At 40.4% G+C, this 19,380-nt stretch carries 16 protein-coding genes; 9 read left to right on the forward strand and 7 right to left on the reverse strand.

Annotated features, from left to right (window positions below; genetic code table 11):
* Positions 1-369 precede the first annotated feature (369 nt).
* From NO991_RS11415 to NO991_RS11425, 3 genes are all read left to right on the forward strand, one after another.
* Positions 370-882, forward strand: a complete 513-nt coding sequence (locus NO991_RS11415; RefSeq protein ID WP_194441679.1) for a pilus assembly protein PilX — start codon at positions 370-372, stop codon at positions 880-882.
* Between the two features lie 12 nt (positions 883-894).
* Positions 895-4,080, forward strand: a complete 3,186-nt coding sequence (locus tag NO991_RS11420; protein WP_300357268.1) for a pilus assembly protein — start codon at positions 895-897, stop codon at positions 4,078-4,080.
* A 154-nt stretch (positions 4,081-4,234) separates the two neighbouring features.
* Positions 4,235-4,660: a type IV pilin protein gene (locus NO991_RS11425; protein WP_300357271.1), complete on the forward strand. Its 426-nt coding sequence runs from the start codon at positions 4,235-4,237 to the stop codon at positions 4,658-4,660.
* A gap of 6 nt (positions 4,661-4,666) precedes the next feature.
* Here the strand turns inward: NO991_RS11425 and NO991_RS11430 are convergent, their stop codons facing one another.
* The gene (locus NO991_RS11430; RefSeq protein WP_300545362.1) at positions 4,667-5,206 is read right to left on the reverse strand and encodes a GspH/FimT family protein; all 540 of its coding nucleotides are present in this window, start codon (positions 5,204-5,206) and stop codon (positions 4,667-4,669) included.
* Between the two features lie 72 nt (positions 5,207-5,278).
* On the reverse strand, positions 5,279-5,827 hold the full coding sequence (locus NO991_RS11435; RefSeq protein WP_269407564.1) for a GspH/FimT family pseudopilin: 549 nt from the start codon (positions 5,825-5,827) through the stop codon (positions 5,279-5,281).
* 137 nt (positions 5,828-5,964) lie between these two features.
* Here NO991_RS11435 and NO991_RS11440 point away from each other — a divergent pair, with 137 nt between their 5' ends.
* Entirely contained in the window at positions 5,965-6,303 is a 339-nt protein-coding gene (locus NO991_RS11440) for a P-II family nitrogen regulator (protein ID WP_054551748.1), read from the forward strand.
* A 95-nt stretch (positions 6,304-6,398) separates the two neighbouring features.
* On the opposite strand, the gene NO991_RS11445 is transcribed toward NO991_RS11440, so the two are convergent.
* The gene (locus NO991_RS11445; protein ID WP_054551747.1) at positions 6,399-7,157 is read right to left on the reverse strand and encodes an outer membrane protein assembly factor BamD; all 759 of its coding nucleotides are present in this window, start codon (positions 7,155-7,157) and stop codon (positions 6,399-6,401) included.
* Between the two features lie 129 nt (positions 7,158-7,286).
* On the opposite strand from NO991_RS11445, the gene rluD reads away from it, so the two are divergent.
* The 3 genes from rluD to clpB all read left to right on the forward strand — a co-directional run bounded on the left by rluD (position 7,287) and on the right by clpB (position 11,667).
* A complete protein-coding gene (gene rluD, locus NO991_RS11450) occupies positions 7,287-8,264 on the forward strand; it encodes a 23S rRNA pseudouridine(1911/1915/1917) synthase RluD (protein WP_054551746.1) in 978 nt (325 codons plus the stop codon).
* 5 nt (positions 8,265-8,269) lie between these two features.
* Entirely contained in the window at positions 8,270-8,992 is a 723-nt protein-coding gene (gene pgeF / locus NO991_RS11455) for a peptidoglycan editing factor PgeF (RefSeq protein ID WP_300545355.1), read from the forward strand.
* A 98-nt stretch (positions 8,993-9,090) separates the two neighbouring features.
* Entirely contained in the window at positions 9,091-11,667 is a 2,577-nt protein-coding gene (clpB, locus tag NO991_RS11460) for an ATP-dependent chaperone ClpB (protein WP_371352018.1), read from the forward strand.
* 58 nt (positions 11,668-11,725) lie between these two features.
* On the opposite strand, the gene NO991_RS11465 is transcribed toward clpB, so the two are convergent.
* Positions 11,726-13,273 carry a PAS domain-containing methyl-accepting chemotaxis protein gene (locus NO991_RS11465; protein WP_235372762.1) on the reverse strand — a complete coding sequence of 516 codons (1,548 nt, stop codon included), beginning with the start codon at positions 13,271-13,273 and terminating at the stop codon, positions 11,726-11,728.
* A gap of 386 nt (positions 13,274-13,659) precedes the next feature.
* Between NO991_RS11465 and gshA the strand changes: the two genes are divergently transcribed.
* Together gshA and NO991_RS11475 are read left to right on the forward strand one after the other, a co-directional pair.
* Complete coding sequence (gene gshA / locus NO991_RS11470) at positions 13,660-15,234, forward strand: glutamate--cysteine ligase (RefSeq protein WP_054551742.1); 1,575 nt, start codon at positions 13,660-13,662, stop codon at positions 15,232-15,234.
* Between the two features lie 136 nt (positions 15,235-15,370).
* On the forward strand, positions 15,371-15,979 hold the full coding sequence (locus NO991_RS11475) for a hypothetical protein (RefSeq protein WP_054551741.1): 609 nt from the start codon (positions 15,371-15,373) through the stop codon (positions 15,977-15,979).
* 44 nt (positions 15,980-16,023) lie between these two features.
* On the opposite strand, the gene NO991_RS11480 is transcribed toward NO991_RS11475, so the two are convergent.
* From NO991_RS11480 to NO991_RS11490, 3 genes are all read right to left on the reverse strand, one after another.
* Positions 16,024-16,863, reverse strand: a complete 840-nt coding sequence (locus NO991_RS11480) for a mechanosensitive ion channel family protein (RefSeq protein ID WP_138601540.1) — start codon at positions 16,861-16,863, stop codon at positions 16,024-16,026.
* A gap of 164 nt (positions 16,864-17,027) precedes the next feature.
* Positions 17,028-18,296: an HlyC/CorC family transporter gene (locus tag NO991_RS11485; RefSeq protein WP_138601544.1), complete on the reverse strand. Its 1,269-nt coding sequence runs from the start codon at positions 18,294-18,296 to the stop codon at positions 17,028-17,030.
* Between the two features lie 61 nt (positions 18,297-18,357).
* Positions 18,358-19,161: an inner membrane protein YpjD gene (locus NO991_RS11490; protein WP_054551738.1), complete on the reverse strand. Its 804-nt coding sequence runs from the start codon at positions 19,159-19,161 to the stop codon at positions 18,358-18,360.
* Between the last annotated feature and the right edge of the window lie 219 nt (positions 19,162-19,380).

Consider the following 19,380-nt stretch of genomic DNA (forward strand, 5'->3'; position numbering starts at 1 on the left):
TTTCAGATGGCCCAAATTTATTTGGGCTTTTTTTGTTTAAATGGGTTTTTATTAATAATATAAATTTCTTCAAATTTTTAAATTGTAGGCTCTGTTTTTATAGATTTGCATTTTCATTCCCTCTTTATGGTTAGCTTATGATTTTATTCTTTTTATACTTCTATACTCTTGAAAATGTTGGATCTTATTTTTTAAATCGTTGTTATCTCATTGTTTAACATTGCTGATTAACATTTTTGGATTGATATTATATATTTTTTATAATAATCTTGTACTAGTATTAATTTGCTAGCTTTTTATAGTGCTTTTGTTTTTGATAGTTGAATTTTCGCTAAGGGTGTTGGGTGGATATTTTTAAATGGGTTGGTTATGGAAAAAGTTTTAATCAATAGAAATAAAAAATATAGCGTTTCAAGTTTGCATAAACAGCAGGGTATTGTACTAGTTATAGCATTGATTATGGTCGTTGCTGTAACAGGTATTGCTGTTACATTGATGAGTAGCAGTAGTGTAGATATTAAAGTTGCAAACTCAGCCCAAGAGCGAGAAACGGCCGAAAATAGTCTAATTGGTATAGTGCAAAAAGTTATCGCTAATGAAGCGGCAGCAGGTGGCAATAGTGCTTTTTTAATGAAAGCATCTGAAATACCTGAGGGAGGTTTTGATATGGATGATATGGATGGCGCATCTAATACTATGACAAACCTAAATAATGGTGTGCTAGATTTACCATGCCCACGTAAATTTAACTTTACTGCCGGTGTATCATGTAACATGGTCCAAGTTGATACCACTATTACTTATGGCACTAAGAGTAAACATACCTTAACGATCAGCACAGGCGTTGCCCAAGAAATGGCTAGCCTCAATACCGGTGGTTAGTGGAGAAAAGTAATGAATATAGAAAAAATTACTCAACGAATATTGCTAGCTTCATTAGCTGTAATTAGTTTTTTGGGCCACGCCGAAGATATAGAGCTTTATGTCAATCATAATGTTGATCTCGATGAGAAACCTCGCGTATTAATTGTATTCGATACTTCTGGAAGTATGGCCTTCTCAACATCGACTGGTAACAGCTGTGGTTACAGTAATTATTCAGGCTATATCCTTTGTTCTGATAGTCGGTTAGGTGTTGCACAAAGTGCTATAACAAGCTTAGTTGAAGGTAATGACGATATTGACTTTGGCTTGATGCGCTTTAATAGTACTGATGGTGGTTATGTATTATCTGGGATAGGTTCGTCTAGTTCCTTCTTAAAACAAACAATTGCCGCCTTACCTGCAAATGGGGGGACCCCTCTAACAGAAACCCTCTGGGAAGCATATCTGTATATTACAGGACAAAATGTTTTTTACGGTGAAAAAGTTAATGAAGCGCTCAGAGATACGTCAATTGAGAAAAGGAAACAGACAGGTAGTTGGTGGAATCCAAAATACGACTATACCTATATTTCTCCATTTGATAACTCCGAAGAAGTTAAGCGTTGTGATAACTCGGTCAATATTATTTATATGACCGATGGTGACCCTTCTGCAGGTTCAGATAATCAACAAGATGGAAATATTAGCAATCTTTTTTACTCTCATTTTGGGACCTACCTTTATAACTCAGATAAAATTGCAGGGGTTCTCCTACACAAGTTAGCTCAGATCATACATGGCACTGATGATGTTGAAGTCGACTTAAGGCCAACCACAACGGATATCCATGAAACAGGGCGTGTATATACCATCGGCTTTGGTAGTGGGATGAGTAATAACGGTAAAACTCTACTTTCGGAAACCGCTCGATTAGGCGGTGGCCAGTACCTGCATGCGAATACGTCGGAGCAATTATCCGAGGCATTGAAAAATACAATCACCCAAATCCGTGAAGTAAATGATAGTTTCACTTCACCGTCAATCGCGAGTAACAATGTTGATCAAACCCGTAGCCGCGAATCGATTTACTACGCTATGTTTTACCCTGAAACGGGTGCGCGTTGGCGTGGAAATTTGAAAAAATTAAAAGTTTCTGGTGATCAAATTGTTGATTCAACAGGTAAATCTGCACTTAATGAAGATGGTTTGATTTCTAATAAAGCGAGAACGTTCTGGCTACCAACTAATGAAGAAGCTGATGGAAATACAGTGCAACGTGGTGGCGTAAATCTACATTTAACTAAACTAGCATCGCGAAAGTTATACACAGACGCGGGTAAGTCTAGTCTAGTAGATTTTACAAAAGCAAATGTTTCGAGTGCCTTAGGTGGCGATGAAAAAGCCGCGAAGTTGTTTGGGGTTGATAAGTCACAATTACAAAAAACAATTGATTGGGCGCGCGGGATAGATGTTGATAACGAGGATGGAGATTCTTCATCAGTGGACCAGCGACAAGATATTTTCGGTGATCCGCTACATTCTAAACCCGTTACAATTGATTATGGTAATGATGACATTCGCATTTTAATTGGTACAAATGCAGGCTTTTTACACTTTTTCCAAGATAAAAAGGACGTTCTTAAAGAAAGCTGGGCATTTATTCCAAGTAGTTTGTACAAAATAATTAGGCCGCTACGAGAGAATCAAGCGAACACTAAAGTATATGGTGTTGATGGTCCAATATCTGTATTTTTCGATGACAAAAATAATGATGGTGTGGTAAATGGGAGTGATCGTGTTTGGGCATTTTTTGGTTTGAGGCGTGGTGGTAATTATTACTATGGCTTAGATATTACAAACCCCGACTCACCTAGTTTACTGTGGGATCAACCTATTGAAGGTGGTTCCGGTGACTTCAAAGAGTTAGGTCAAACTTGGTCTAAGCCTACGGTTACCTATATTAATATGGAAGGTTACAAAAACCGCCCTGTATTGATTTTTGGTGCAGGTTACGACACCAACAAGGATAACGTGATCCGAACAGATGATAACGAAGGCCGCGGGATCTATATTGTTGATGCGCAAACAGGAAATAAAATTTGGGCACTAACTCCAACCGAAAACGGTTTTAAAGGTAAGCACAGTATTGCGGCTGATGTTAGTGTTCTTGATTCGGATTATGATGGCTTTGTTGACCGTTTATATGCAACTGACACAGGTGGTGATATTTGGCGAATAGATATGCCGAGTGAAAAACCAAATAGCTCTGATAGTCCCTGGACTCACTTCAAACTTGCAAGCTTGGGCAGTTCTTTGAGTACGCAAGATAGGCGTTTTTTCTACAAGCCGCTGATAGCAAGAACTATGTTCAGTAAGGTAACAGAAACAACTATTAATGGGAAAAAAATATTTTCTCGAAAAGATACACCCTTTGATGCAGTTTTAGTTGGCAGTGGTAATCGTTCAAAGCCAACTTCAACAGTAACTAAGGATCAACTTTTCATGATTCGAGATATTAATACAGTTACTCAATCTTTTGTAGGTAGTGACGTACCCAAAGTAATCACTCAATCTGATTTAATGAATATGGATTCAGATCCATTTGGTAATGCGCTGGATAATGTTGATAAATTTACCAAGCTAGAAGTTGAACTTGGAGCTTATAAAGGCTGGTATTATAACCTCCCGTCAGTGGGAGAAAAATCACTTGCTGCGAGTACAGTTATAGGGGGTGTTGCCTATTTCACAAGCTATACCCCTGCTTCTGCAACCGAGACAACTAACCAGTGCTCGTTAACTGGTGGCTCAGGAAGCGTATATGCCTTTCATTTACACTATGGCACAAAGGTTTACGATAGCCTGAAATTTACTACTTCCAATGATGTTCCGGACACACCTCAGTTGTATTTTGGCGTGGGGAATAGTTGTGTTGATAATAATAATAATGGCTATTGTGATGACTTACCTGATCCTGACAACCCAGATGTCATTAAAGATACTGAAGATAAAGTCGAAGAGTTAAGTCAATTTCTAACAATTGGACCTGGTATTAAGGGGCAAGAAAACCCATTTAAGGTTCAAGAAATCTTAGGTCCAGGTATAACTGTTGAAGACGGTAAAATTAAGCTTGTTAGTGATGCAGTGCCTATTGGCTTTGGCTTTAAAACACAACAAACTTTCATCTACAAGCAAGAGCGAAACGATAATAGCCAATAAAGCACTAAGCGAATGCTCTGCCTTAGATGTTAAGGCAGAGCATGTGGTAGCGATTTGAATACTCGCCTTAATTGCATAATTATTGTTAGCCATCTAAGATAAGAACAAATAGGGGTAATTCCTGTAAAAAAACAATTATATAGGTTTTTAAAAAATGAACTTTATAAGAACAAAGGGTCATAACGGTTTTACGCTAATCGAGCTGATGATTACTGTAGCTATCTTAGGGATCATCGCTAGCATTGCTATTCCTAGTTATTTTGAGCACGTAAAACGTACTGCTCGAACTGAGGCAATTACTTCGTTATTAGATGCAGCTAATAAGCAAGAGCAATATTTTGTCGATAATCGAGAATATACAAGCACAATTGCTGATTTAGGTGTTTCTAGTACTACAGAAAATAACTTTTATACCATTAGTGTCGAGGTAGATAATGACGCAGGTACATTTACATTTAAGGCAACACCTGAGTCTGGACCGCCGTTACAAGATGCCGAATGTAAAACATTGTCTATTTCTGATACGGGTTTAAAAACGTCAACAGGTTCTGCTGACTCAAGCACCTGTTGGGGTAAATAAGCTTTATCAATTATCAGTTTGGCATTTATCAGTATCAATTAACCTGACCCGTCCAAATGGACTAACGCTTATAGCAAGCCCTTTGAGGCTTGCTTTACTATATTCTGGGCAGTAGATAAAAGTACCATTACCTAGCCCCATCGGCATACCTGCTGGGCTAAATGTGACTGAATGACGCGGATAAGTCAGCATATCAAATTTATTAATCGCTTCGATTTCCATTAACTTGGTATCACCACTTTCAAATACACCTAGCACGCCTCTGTCTACAAAAACGGTTAACGATTTGTGCCATATAGCTTTGTTGCATCTGTTGTGTTTTAAGGCGCAGAAGGTGACATAGGCATTATTTGTTTGCGCTTTTAGGCGAGTAAACTGCAGCGCTCTTTTCACCGTTTGCATGTTGCTTTCTAAACGGTTTTTAGCTAGAAGTGGCTTATATTCAAATAAGGCGATATGCAGCAGGAGTGATAAAATTGATAGCACTACGAGGCTTTCAATTAACGTCGCTCCATTGAGGCTGCGCAGAGTTGTAAATGCCTTCATCCTTGAAGACTCCAAAATTGCGACTGTTTATTTAACTATAATTCGAGAGTGTGGGCTGTCAATTTACCAAGCTTAATTACAGCCATCTGTCGTAGTACCAATATATAAAGCAGTCCCTGAGGTAAGTACTTCTAGTTGTTTGTTATTATCGTCATCAGCTTTTGAAGGGCAGTAAGTGAACTTTCCTTGACTTGACGTGAGCATACCGCTGGTATCAAAAATAATAGAATTATCTCCAGTGAAATTTAACTGACTGCTTTCTGGAACTTCTTCCATGACTCTTAAAATGATATCGCCAACTCTTGGGTTATAAACGCCATTTTGATTCGAATCAAAAAAGACGAATACAGTACCTTGGCTCCAATCGTTTAAACATGGAACTCGTCTGTTACTTTCAACTCTTGAAGTGTTGCCACTACAAACAACAATAATTGCATCACTACTTGTTGCTTTTGCGCGTGCAAAACTGAGTGTGCGTTTTAACTCTAACAAATAGCTCTCTGCACGGTCATTTTCAAGCATGTCTGAGCTATCCCATAGTGCTATTAGTGCAACGATACCCACAATGGCAAGCGTGACCATTAGCTCTAATAATGTAAAACCCCGTTGTAATGATTTCATTGTTGTCTCTATTTTGAATCACTTTGTTTAATAATATCATGATTGCTGATTTAATCACCGTAATTCATAGCTTTGTTTGCCATCAGCAATGGGATTGTCTAAAATCGAGGCAATCGAGAAATAATAAGTAATCCGAAATGAAAAAAATCGAAGCAATTATTAAACCATTTAAGCTTGATGATGTGCGCGAAGCATTATCAGATGTGGGCATCACAGGTATGACGGTAAGCGAAGTAAAAGGCTTTGGCCGTCAAAAAGGACACACCGAGCTTTATCGCGGTGCTGAGTATATGGTGGACTTTTTACCTAAGGTAAAATTAGATATCGTATTAAGCGATGAAGATGTTGACCGTGCTATCGATGTTATCGTTAAAACATCGCAAACAGGTAAAATTGGTGACGGTAAAATCTTTGTCACTGACGTTGAGCGTGTCGTACGTATTCGTACTGCTGAAGAAGATGAAGACGCGATTTAATTCCAACTGACACTCGCACCTTGAGGTGGTTTGGGTATATTCGATCGCAAACATTAAAAAAGGCGCCTCAGGCGCCTTTTTGCTTTTTGTCTATTTTAACGCTTATTAGCTTCACGTGTTGCTTTAGCGTGTTCACTTAGCTCAGGTAAGCCAAGTTTGTTGTAGCTTTTTTCCATGATCTCTAGTGCTTGATCAAGGTAGCTGCTTTGTGAGTAGTGCTCAACCACGTATTTACCACGGTTTGCTGCAGCAAGGTATGCCTCACGCTCATAGTAGTATTCAGCAACTTTTAACTCATAGCGAGCCATTTTATTCAGTAGCCACACTAAACGTTTTTTCGCTTCTGGCGCATAAGCACTGTTAGGAAAACGTTTTAATAGCGTTGATAAGTCTGTAAATGCGACACGAGTACGGTTTGCATCTCTGTCAGCACGGTCTACACCAAAATATTCTTGGAATGCGTTTTCATCCGCTTTGATGTTTACCAAGCCACGCATGTAGTACATGTAGTCTAAGTCTTTATGGTTTGGGTTTAAGCGAATAAAACGGTCGATTGTTGCGAGTGCTTGCTCAGTATTACCTGCTTGATAATGCGCATACACTAAGTCCATTTGTACTTGTTTTGATAAAGGACCAAAAGGGTAGCGAGAATCAATAGCGCTTAATAGCTCAATTGCACGGGCATATAAGCCAGAATCTAATGTTTGTTTTGCATCTTCATATAAAGCTTGCGCAGATTTATTAGGAACGCGTTGGATATCTTCTTGATCCGGTGCTGATGAACAGGCACCTAAGCCAAGTACAGATACTGAAAAAACTATGGCGAACGCACGTTTCCCTATTTTATTTATCATTTTATTTCTTACCTTCGATGTCTTCGGCTAGGCCAAGTGAGGAAAACCGAGTAAACTATACGTATTATATTAAAGCGATTCTAACCCAGTCGAGCACAGCTTGCACTGGTAAATTGGGTAAAGTTACTAATGTCAGAGCAAATTTCTCTCCAAGCCGAGGTTCCAATTGACCTTGGCGGTAAACGTCTAGACCAAGTATTAGCGCAATTGTTCCCTGATTATTCTCGATCACGTATAAAAACGTGGATTTTGGATGATAAAATCACTGTAAACGGCGAAATATTAAACACGCCGCGCGAAAAACTACTCGGTGGCGAAATGGTGAGTGTAGAAACAACCATCGAAGCCCCTCGTGAATATGAGGCACAAAATATCAAATTAAACATCGTTTATGAAGACGATGATATTTTGGTAATTAATAAACCAATGGGATTAGTCGTTCATCCAGGTGCGGGTAACCCAGATGGCACGGTATTAAATGCTTTGCTACACCATTACCCAGACATCATTAATGTGCCTCGTGCGGGTATTGTGCATCGTCTAGATAAAGACACCACAGGTTTAATGGTAGTGGCGAAAACTATTCCGGCACAAACACATTTAGTGTCTGCGTTACAAAAGCGTGAAAACTTCACCCGTGAATACGAAGCAATTTGTAATGGCACAATGACTGCTGGTGGCATGGTTGAAAAACCAATTGGTCGTCATGCAACAAAACGTACTCACATGGCCGTGCATGAAATGGGCAAACCAGCGGTTACGCATTATCGTGTTGCAGAAAAATTCCGTGCACATACACGCTTACGTTTACGTCTAGAAACAGGCCGTACACACCAAATCCGTGTACACATGGCTTATTTAAATCACCCATTAGTTGGCGATCAACTGTATGGTGGTCGTCCGCGCCCGCCAAAAGGTGCGACGCCAGAGTTGTTTCAAATGCTACGCGACTTTAAACGCCAAGCATTACATGCTGTAAAACTATCAATTGCACACCCAATTACGGGTGAGTTAATGACTTGGCAAGCCCCTATTCCAGATGATATGGCAGCTATGACAGAAGCATTACGCGCTGATACTAAAGCAAACCCAAATATTGAGTTTTAAGCGTTATGATCACACCAGCATGGACTGCCCCAAACACTGTTAGTGCACTGAGTACGACCCGAGAGGGCGGTGTATCAGTTGCACCCTTTGATAGTTTTAATGTGGGTTTACATGTTGGTGATGATGAGCAAGCAGTGCTTGCAAATCGCGCGTTACTTACAAATCAGCTGCCAAACCCTGCTGTGTGGTTAAACCAAACACATAGCAGCGATGTAGTCGTGATTGATGAAGAGTCTGATTTAAGCCTCGTGCGCTCTGCTGATGCGCTCTACACCCGTTTAGTAAAGCAGCCGCTTGCTATAATGACTGCAGACTGTTTGCCGGTACTACTTTGTTCGAGTTCAGGGGATGAAGTCGCAGCAGTACATGGTGGCTGGCGTGGTTTAGCACAAGGTATAGTGGCAAACACGGTTTCGCATTTTCAAGCGCCAGCGAGCGATATTATTGCTTGGTTAGGCCCTGCCATTGGTCCTTCGCAATTTGAAGTCGGGCAAGAAGTAAAAGACTGTTTTTGTTCGCAAAACCCACTGCATCAACAAGCCTTTACAGCTAAACATGAAAAATACTTGGCTGATATCTACTTACTAGCACGCCAGCAATTGGCACAATTAGGCGTGGTCAAAATACATGGTGGTGAGCACTGTACCGTCACTGATAAATCACAGTTTTTCTCTTATCGACGCGACGGACAAACAGGCCGTATGGCAAGTTTGATCTGGCGCAATTAATACGCCTTTTTTGCGATTAAATTTTCTTCTTTTACTTGAACAAATCACTAAGCATACCCATTAATTAAGCAATTAGATTTTTTAATAGGTAAACCCTTATGCGTTTAGATAGATTTACAAGTAAATTTCAATCTGCGCTTTCAGATGCGCAGTCATTAGCACTTGGGCGCGATCATCAATTTATTGAGCCTGTGCATTTAATGTATTCATTGCTTCAGCAAAATGGTTCAAGCGTGCGTGCACTACTCGCACAAGCCGGTGTGAGTGCTGATGAGTTAAACACCAAGTTATCCCAAGAAATCGAAAAACTGTTTAAAGTTGAAGGTATTGGTGGTGATGTTCAGCTGTCAAATAACCTGATTTCGTTAATTAACTTATGTGATAAATACGCTCAAAAACGAAAAGATAAATTCATTTCGAGTGAGTTATTTGTCCTTGCCGCGTGTGATGATAAAGGTCCATTAGGCGAAATTTTTAAAGCACTGAATATTACTTCTAGCAAGATTGAACCTGCAATTGAAGCCATTCGTGGCGGCCAAAAAGTAGAAGATCCAAATGCTGAAGAAACTCGTCAGGCATTAAAAAAATTCACCATCGATTTAACTGAGCGAGCAGAGCAAGGTAAGCTTGATCCAGTCATTGGCCGTGATGACGAAATTCGTCGTACTATCCAAGTATTACAACGCCGTACTAAAAATAATCCGGTGTTAATTGGTGAGCCGGGGGTAGGTAAAACGGCAATTGCCGAAGGCCTTGCGCAACGAATTATCAATGGAGAAGTACCTGAAGGCTTAAAAAACAAGCGAGTATTATCGCTTGATTTAGGTGCTTTGGTTGCGGGTGCTAAATACCGTGGTGAATTTGAAGAGCGTTTAAAATCAGTATTGAATGAACTTGCCAAAGAAGAAGGCCAAGTCATCCTCTTTATTGATGAAATTCATACTATGGTAGGCGCAGGTAAAACAGACGGAGCAATGGATGCGGGTAATATGTTAAAGCCTGCACTTGCCCGTGGTGAGTTACATTGCGTGGGTGCCACAACCCTTGATGAGTATCGTCAATACATTGAAAAAGATGCGGCACTTGAGCGTCGTTTCCAAAAGGTATTTGTTGATGAACCATCGGTTGAAGACACCATTGCGATTTTACGTGGTTTAAAAGAGCGTTATGAGCTGCATCACTCAGTTGATATTACCGATCCGGCTATTGTTGCTGCGGCGCAGTTGTCGCACCGTTACATCAGCGATCGCCAATTACCAGATAAGGCAATAGATTTAATTGACGAAGCGGGTTCTTCAATTCGTTTGCAAATTGACTCAAAACCAGAGTCTTTAGATAAGCTAGAACGTCGTATTATTCAGTTAAAACTGGAAGACAATGCGCTGGCGAAAGAAAAAGACGAAGCGAGTCAAAAGCGCCGCACCGAAATGCAAGAGCTGATCACTGAACTTGAAGCACAATACCGCGAGCTAGACGAAGTGTGGAATGCCGAGAAGGCCTCATTGCAAGGCACGCAAGTTATTAAAGCTGAGCTTGAGCAAGCGCGCCTTGATTTAGAAGTGGCACGTCGTGCTAGTGATTTACAGCGCATGTCTGAACTACAATATGGTCGTATACCTGAGCTTGAGCGTAAACTCGACCTTGCTTCGCAAGCTGAAATGCAAGAAATGAGCTTGCTTAAAAACCAAGTAGGTGAAGACGAAATTGCGGAGATTTTATCGCGCTGGACAGGCATTCCGGTATCGAAAATGCTGCAAGGTGAACGTGAAAAACTACTGCAAATGGAAGATCAATTACATCACAAAGTGATTGGTCAAGATGAAGCCGTTGTCGCTGTTGCGAATGCAATTCGTCGCTCTCGCGCTGGGCTTGCTGATCCAAATCGCCCAATCGGTTCATTTCTATTCTTAGGCCCAACAGGGGTGGGTAAAACTGAGCTGACAAAAGCACTAGCCAGCTTTATGTTTGACACTGAAGATGCCATGGTGCGCATTGATATGTCGGAGTTTATGGAGAAACACTCGGTGGCACGTTTAGTCGGTGCACCTCCGGGTTATGTTGGCTATGAAGAGGGCGGCTATTTAACTGAAGCTGTACGCCGTCGTCCGTATTCAGTCATTTTATTGGATGAGGTCGAAAAAGCGCACCCTGATGTATTTAACATCTTACTGCAAGTGCTTGATGATGGCCGCTTAACAGATGGTCAGGGTCGCACCGTTGATTTTAAAAATACGGTGATCATCATGACCTCTAACTTGGGTTCAGATATTATCCAAGAGCAAGCGGGTTCAAATGATTATGCCGGGTTGAAAGAAAAAGTGATGGGTGTATTGGTCAGTCAGTTCCGCCCTGAGTTTATTAACCGCATCGACGAAACCGTGGTATTCCACCCACTTGCTAATGAGCACATTAAAGAAATTGCTGATATTCAGTTAAGTAAGCTACGTGAGCGATTAACTGAAAAAGGCTACATTCTTGAAGTTACAGATGCAGCTTTAGACCGCATCGCAGAAAGTGGTTTTGATCCTGTGTATGGTGCAAGGCCTTTAAAACGTGCTATTCAACATACCATTGAAAACCCATTAGCACAGCGATTATTAGGCGGGGATTACCAGCCAGGTGCCATCATTCATATTGATGCTGATGAGAATGGACTTGTATTCTCGAGTCGTTAATTAGCCTAAAAAACAAAAGCCGCATCATTTATGATGCGGCATTTTGTATCAGTTAAGTTTAAACTTTAAAGGTTAACAGCATATCGTTAACTTTGCGTGAGCCTTCAACTAGCCCCGCTGCATCTTTAGCCACGTTGTAGCTAAGCTTTAAGTTCTCTTCGCTGTGTCCTTTTATGCTTTCTACATTTTCGCGAATATCGGTGCTGACAACTTGTTGTTCCTCAGCAGCCGTCGATATCTCAGTCGCAAGGCCTGATATTTCATCAATTTGCGCGAAGATGCTCGCTAGCTCAGTTTGAGTGTGAGCAGTCGTATCAACACAACTATCTGCTTGCGCTTTAGTTGATTGCATCACTTTAGACCAGCTAAATAAAGTATCTTGAATTTCTTTAATTGAGCTGTGAATTTGCGAAGTTGCATTTTGAGTACGTGAAGAAAGTGCGCGTACTTCATCTGCTACAACTGCAAAACCACGGCCATGCTCACCTGCACGTGCTGCTTCAATTGCTGCATTCAGTGCTAATAAGTTTGTTTGTTCAGCAATGCCTTCAATCTCACTCATTACTTGGCCTATTTTGTCAGCTTCACTAGCAAGAGAGTTAGCAGTAGTGGCAGCTTGCTCTACTTGGTTAGCTAGATCAGACACCATGCTACTGTTATCTTCAATATGCAGTTTGATATCGTTACAGCTTTGATAAGTTGTCTTAACCTTATCAGCTGTATGATGAGTATTAGCAGAAATTTCGCCAATCGTTGCGCTCATTTGCGTCATTGCTGTGGCAATATCACTCAAACGTTGACTTTGTGCAGCAATGCCTTGCTCAGTTAGTGACGATTGTTTATCTAAGCTGGTGGCAATATTTTTAAACGAGTAAGTAGAGTCTTTAACACGACCGAGCACCGTTCTGAGCTTTGCAAACAGCATTTGCTGATTAAAGGCAGCAATGCTAAATGGATGTGATCCTGAATAGACATACCTTGATACTGAATCAAACTCTGCACGTTGCTGCTTTAAATGGCTAGGCGTAACAACCAGTTCGTCATAATTTAGAGCAAAAAGTAGCGCTATAAGCGCACATGCGGCTAAAGCAATCATCCATGACGCGGCCACAGCTAAACCAACAATACCTGCAACTAATAAAATCGCAGACACTATTTGTCTTAGTGAAATATTCTCTCGCAATGATGCGATTGATTTACCATCATTAATTTTAGTGTAGAGCGCTTTTGCACGACTCTTTAATTGCTCAGTTGGTTTGGTACGTACAGATTGATAGCCAACTAACTGCCCATGTTCGTAAATTGGCGTTACGAACGCATCGACCCAATAGTAGCGACCATCTTTGCAGCGGTTCTTCACCATGCCACGCCAAGAGTGACCTTGTTTTAGTTTTTCCCACATCTCTTTAAATGCCGCTTTAGGCATATCTGGGTGGCGTACTATGTTATGGTTTTTTCCGAGGAGTTCTTCTTCGCTGTAACCAGCAATAGCACAAAATTCCTTATTTACGTATGTGATAACACCACGTAAGTCAGTGGTAGAGACAAGCTCTTGATTGTCAGAGTATGTTACTTCCTGATTAATGATTTCTTGCCCACGACGCATATGAGTCCTTGAAATATACTTTTTTATGGTGCGCGGATTATAAACTCAGAAAAATGTAAGGGAAGAGCTTGAAGATTGATCTTTGTTAAACTTTTAAAAATTGTTTAAGAGAATTGATCTAGAACAATAACGAAGCAGAAAAAATATGGTTGCTCTAGTTCTTTAGTATTGGATGAAAGAATTGTTATCTTGTTTCGGTCTTTGTTTGCACTAATAAAATTTATACTCGTCACAGCGGTCACTAAAGCAATTGTATAATATGACTTACAGTGGCAAGATTAACTTTCAGTGTAAGGACTTTTCAGAAACTTATAATTGGCTCTTGAGTAATTATTTTTAGCCCCCATACACTTAGGATTAAAGCCACCTGGCTCGAGGAAGCATTTTTGATAAAACATGATTTAAATAAAACGCTAGCAGCGTTAACAGCTCAATTTCCTAACGCAATTAATGGGATTAAACGTGGTATCGAGCGAGAAGCTTTAAGGATCAAACCAAGTGGTCACATATCAAAGCTGGGGCATCCAAAAGGCGTGGGGAGTGCGTTAACTAATGAGCATATCACGACTGACTTTTCTGAATCTTTGCTAGAATTTATCACTCCAGTGAGCACATCAGCTGAGCAAACCCTAGCCCAGCTAAAAGACTTACAAAAGTTCACATTGTCACATATGAATGATGAACTTCTATGGCCGATTAGTATGCCATGTTTTATTGAGCATCAAGACGACATTGTATTGGCGCAGTTTGGTGATTCAAATATAGGGCGTATGAAAACACTTTATCGTGAAGGCCTTAAAAATCGTTATGGCAGTATGATGCAAGCGATTGCTGGTGTTCACTTTAATATTTCATTTCCTGAAACCTTATGGCAGAGCTTATATCAGCTAAATGAAAGTAAAGTAAGCTTGTCGGACTTTATATCACAAGGTTATTTAGGTCTGATCCGCAATTTTAAGCGTGAGCTTTGGCTTATCAGTTATTTGTTTGGTGCTTCACCGGCTTTGTGTAATTCGTTTCTACAAGGGCGTGAAACAGATTTACCCTTTAAAAAATTAGGTAAAGGCACGCTTTATTTAGAAGTCGGTACAGCACTACGTCTGGGAAATCTTGGCTACACAAATAGTGCACAATCGTCTTTGCGTGTTATGTATAACTCATTAGAAGAATATGTAGCTGGGTTAAAAGAAGCAATCCACTTATCTTCGGATTTGTATGGTCATCTTGATGATTATAAAAGTGCCGAACCAAAGCAGCTAAACAAAAACATACTGCAAATCGAAAACGAGTTTTACTCGCCAATTCGTCCTAAGCGTAATGCAGCTTCGGGTGAAACACCCACTGATGCGTTGTTACGTGGCGGTATAGAATATATAGAAGTACGTGCATTGGATGTTAATCCGTTTAGTGAAACTGGAATTGATCTACAGCAAATCCGCTTCTTAGATGTTTTCTTAACCTATTGCCTATTAAGCGAATCTCCAGAAATGGATTGGCAAGAGCAAAAATTAAGTACTGCAAATTTAGATGCGGTTGTTAATGATGGTCGTGATCCAGAGTTAATGTTAACAAAAGAAGGGCGGGCTACTAGCTTAACTGAGTGGGCGCATGCTATTTTTGATAAATTACACCCAGTAGCACAGTACATGGATAAAGCTTACGGTGTGAGCTATTACTCTGAAACTATAAAAGAAATGGTAACCTGGGTCGAGGATCCTAGTAAAACCTTTTCTGGTAGATATGTAGCAGCACTTGCAAATGAAAACCAGGATAATGGTCATTTCGCTTTAGCACTTGCACAGCAGTACAAGCAAAGTCACCTTGATGCAGATTACCAATTTTATGATCAAGCATTTTTGGCAGAGCAAGCGGCTGACTCGGTGCTTAAAGAGCGTGAAGTTAAAGCGGCAGACAGTGTATCTTTCACTGCATTTTTAGATGACTATTTTTCTAAAGCTTAGTATGTTGTAGGCATAAAAAAACGCAGCCTAGGGAGGCTGCGTCAAAGATTCTTCAGGGATGAAACAATGCTATACTGCTGCATTCATAAGTTCAGACTGACCTGACGAGAAAAAGTTCAGCGAGATCCATAAAAAAATGAAAAAAAGTATAATTATTTTATCGCTGGCCGCATCATTGGCTGGTTGTGCAACGGCTCCTCCTGAGCAACCTCATGATATTTGTAAAATTTTTGAAGAAAAACCCGATTGGTATTACGATGCCCGTGATGCACAAGAAAAATGGGGCTCGCCAAAACATGTACTGATGAGCATGATGTATCAAGAAAGTTCATTTCGTCATGATGCAGCGCCGCCAATGGAGTACTTCTTGTGGGTAATTCCAATCGGCCGTGCCAGCTCGGCATATGGCTACTCACAAGCAAAAACCCCAACATGGTCTGATTACATTCGCGAAACAGGTAATAGCGGTGCAGACAGAGATGATTTTGACGATGCAATCGATTTTATGGCTTGGTTCGTTTACAAAACCCATAAAGTAAATGGTATATCAAAGTGGGATGCCTATGCGCAGTACCTTAATTATCACGAAGGGTGGGGCGGCTACAAGCGAGGCACTTACAAAAGTAAGAAGTGGCTAATGAGTGTTGCAAATAAAGTTAAACATCGAGCAAGCCGCTATGGCGCTCAACTTAAAAAATGTGAAGCAGATTTAGATAAGAACTGGTTTGAGCGTTTATTTAGTTAGTACATAAATAAAAAGCCCGCATCAATTAGCGGGCTTCTTTTTCTTTATTTACCAGGAAACTGGTGAATATGAACATCCCTTTGCGGGAATGGGATAGTGATATCTGCAGCGTCGAAGGCAATTTTAACTCGCTCGTACAAGCCAAAATACACTGGCCAGTAGTTATCAGACTCCACCCACGCCCATACCAACATGCCGATATGGCTTTCACCGTGCTGGCTAACATGAACAGATGGTTTCTTATCTTCAATGTCTTTTAATACCAAATCATAATCATCAAGCACGCTCATAAGCACATCACGTGCTTTATGAACATCATCTCCGTAACTAATACCAAATTCGATTGCAACACGGTGTAGAGGTTCTGCGAACTTATTCTTAACGCAGCCGTTTGATAGCGTGCCATTAGGGATAATGATTTTTTCATTGTCGTAGGTGAGTAAAACGGTGACAAAAATTTGTATTTCAACAACTTTCCCCATATAGCCTTGTGCTTCGATTACATCACCCACTTTAAAAGGTTTAAAGAATAAAATAAGCACGCCACCTGCAAAGTTAGCAAGGCTACCTTGCAGTGCCATGCCCACCGCAAGGCCAGCAGCACCTAGCATTGCAATAAATGACGTGGTCTCTATACCAATCATCGAAGCAACAGAGATCAGTAATAGTATTTTTAGAATGACTGAGATAAAAGAGACTAAAAAGTGCGTAAGGCCAACTTCGAACTTGACCTTATTCATTGATTTTTCAGCCATATTGGCAATACGACCAATTAGCCACCAACCTATGATTAGAACCAGAATTGCCAGAATAAACTTCGGCCCGTAAAGCATCAGTAATTCAATGGCTTGGTTATAGATTTTCTCGATTGATATTTCGTCCATTATTTTCCCTTTTATATCAATATATGCAAAAGAAAATAATAGTAGAGGAATTTGTGTTTGGTTGTGCGGGTTAGCTTTTAAAATGTGAATCTTCAGAGGTAATTGAGCTATAAGTAACAAAAAGGAGTAGTAAGCTACTCCTTTTGTTTAAGTTTAGTTAGCAGTCAGTCAGTGCGTTTACTTGGAATAACTTTAACTAACTTCACCATATTTTCTTTTATCTCAATAACTTCAATAGGGTAGCCGGCAATACGCAAGCTTAGGTTTGAGTCAGGGATGTCCTCTAAGTATTCAACAATTAAACCACTTAGCGTTTTCGGGCCATCAATCGGTAGCTCCCAACCCATTTCTTTATTTAAATCACGAATATTAGCACCGCCATCAACAAGTACTGAGCCATCATCTTGCTCTGTTACTTCTTCACTCGGTGTACGCGTTTGAGTTGTAGTGAAATCACCCACAACTTCTTCAAGAATATCTTCAAGTGTTACTAGACCTTGAATATCACCATACTCATCCACGACTAAGCCAATACGCTCTTTTGATTGCTGGAACTTAAGTAGTTGCGTGTTCAGTGATGTGCCTTCAGGGATAAAGTAAATTTCACGTACTGCACGCAGTAGTGATGGTTTATCAAACTGCTCTTTAGTTAGTAGGCGCAGTGCATCACGTGAGTGAATAAAGCCAACAGCATCATCAATTTGATCACGATACAACAAAACGCGAGTGTGTTGTGCATGAGTAAGTTGGCGGCTGATAAGCTTCCAGTCATCATTGATATCGATAGCAACAATTTCGTTGCGTGGGATCATGATATCTTCAACAGTGACTTGCTCTAAATCTAAAATTGAAGTCAGCATACTTTGGTGGCGAGCAGGTAATAGTGCACCTGATTCGTTCACCACAGTTTTTAATTCTTCTTTGCTTAAGCTGTGCTCTTCAATTTGTGCTGTGGTAATACCAAACAAGCGTAACATGCCGTTAGTCATCCAGTTTACGATAACCACAAACGGGAAAAGGATTTTCAAAAGGCCTTTAAGCACAATTGAGCTTGGAAAAGCAACCTTCTCTGGGTAGAGCGCAGCAAGTGTTTTTGGCGTTACTTCGGCAAAGATTAAAACAACCAGCGTTAGCGCGCCGGTTGCAATAGCGATACCGAGATCACCATACAAACGAATACCAATAATCGTTGCAACCTGTGCTGCAGCGATATTTACAAGGTTATTACCAATTAAGATCAGACCAATGAGTCTGTCAGGGCGACTTAATAGTTTGCTGACGCGCTTCGCTGCACGGTGATCTTCTTTAGCAAGATGACGCAGGCGAATACGGTTGATTGACATAATTCCAGTTTCAGAACCAGAAAAATAAGCAGAAATAAGTATCAATAATCCCAATATAATAAACAGGGTACTAGTCGATATGTCGTCCAAGGATGGATCCTTTTTTTATAAATCAGTGCATATTAAGCTAGAGACAGCTTGCTGAGTCAAGTTAAAACTTATTTAGAACCACTTCTTGGATGAAACGGCTGCCAAAATAAGCAAGTGACAAGATAAAAGCGGCTATCATGATCGAAAACACCACAGGCTTTCCACGCCAGCCTTGGCGTAAATGACCTACAGTGACCACGGTGAAAATGAGCCAAGCAATTAGTGATAAGACTGTTTTGTGGATAAACTCACTGGCAAACATTCCCTCTAAGAAGATGAACCCAGAAAGGAGAGCAAAAGTCAGTAAGATAGTACCCAGCGTGAGTAATTGATATAGCTGACGCTCAACCACCATTAAAGGAGGGAGGTGGCTGTGTACAATTGCCAAGTCTTTGCGTTTGAGGCGCTTATCAATAAAGTAGAACTGTACAGCATAAAGTGTTGAGATTATCAAAACACAATAGGCTAGCAGTGATAACGATATGTGAGTAACTAAACCAAGCTCAACATCGATTGATTGCAAAATCACATGATGTGGTATAAACAAGCTGGCAAGAGTCAGTAAGGCTGCAAAACCATAAACAACTGGCAACAATAAAGTCGCAGGGAATTTGAGAGACACAGCAGTTACCGACACCACAATGACCCAACAGGTTAATAAAGCAACGTTGACGATACTTAAATCTTGGCCGTCAGCACGAAAAACTGAATTAACCAGTAATAGCATATGAGCAAGGATAGCCACAGTGCTAAGAATGACTGTGAGTTTTTGGCTTGGACCTTGTTTGTGAAAAAGGCGTGATAGCACATGTGACGTTGCTAACACATAAAACAAACTAGCAATAATAGTTAAACTAATAATCATCGTGTTTTGGCCACTTAATTTATATCGATAAATCCTTGTCTCTTTGATGCCATTGTATTTTATAGCAAGGCAAAAGCATAGAGTTTGTAAAAAGAAACTCAAACTGCGCACTTGAACACTGTATTGTCGACCACCATTTACGGTATACTGCTAGGAATTAAATTTTAATATTGCCTGTATTGTCACCAAACTTGTTTGATTTATGTACATTGCAGGTGC

The sequence above is a fragment of the Pseudoalteromonas sp. DY56-GL22 genome (assembly GCF_041414715.1).
Taxonomy (GTDB): domain Bacteria; phylum Pseudomonadota; class Gammaproteobacteria; order Enterobacterales; family Alteromonadaceae; genus Pseudoalteromonas; species Pseudoalteromonas simplex.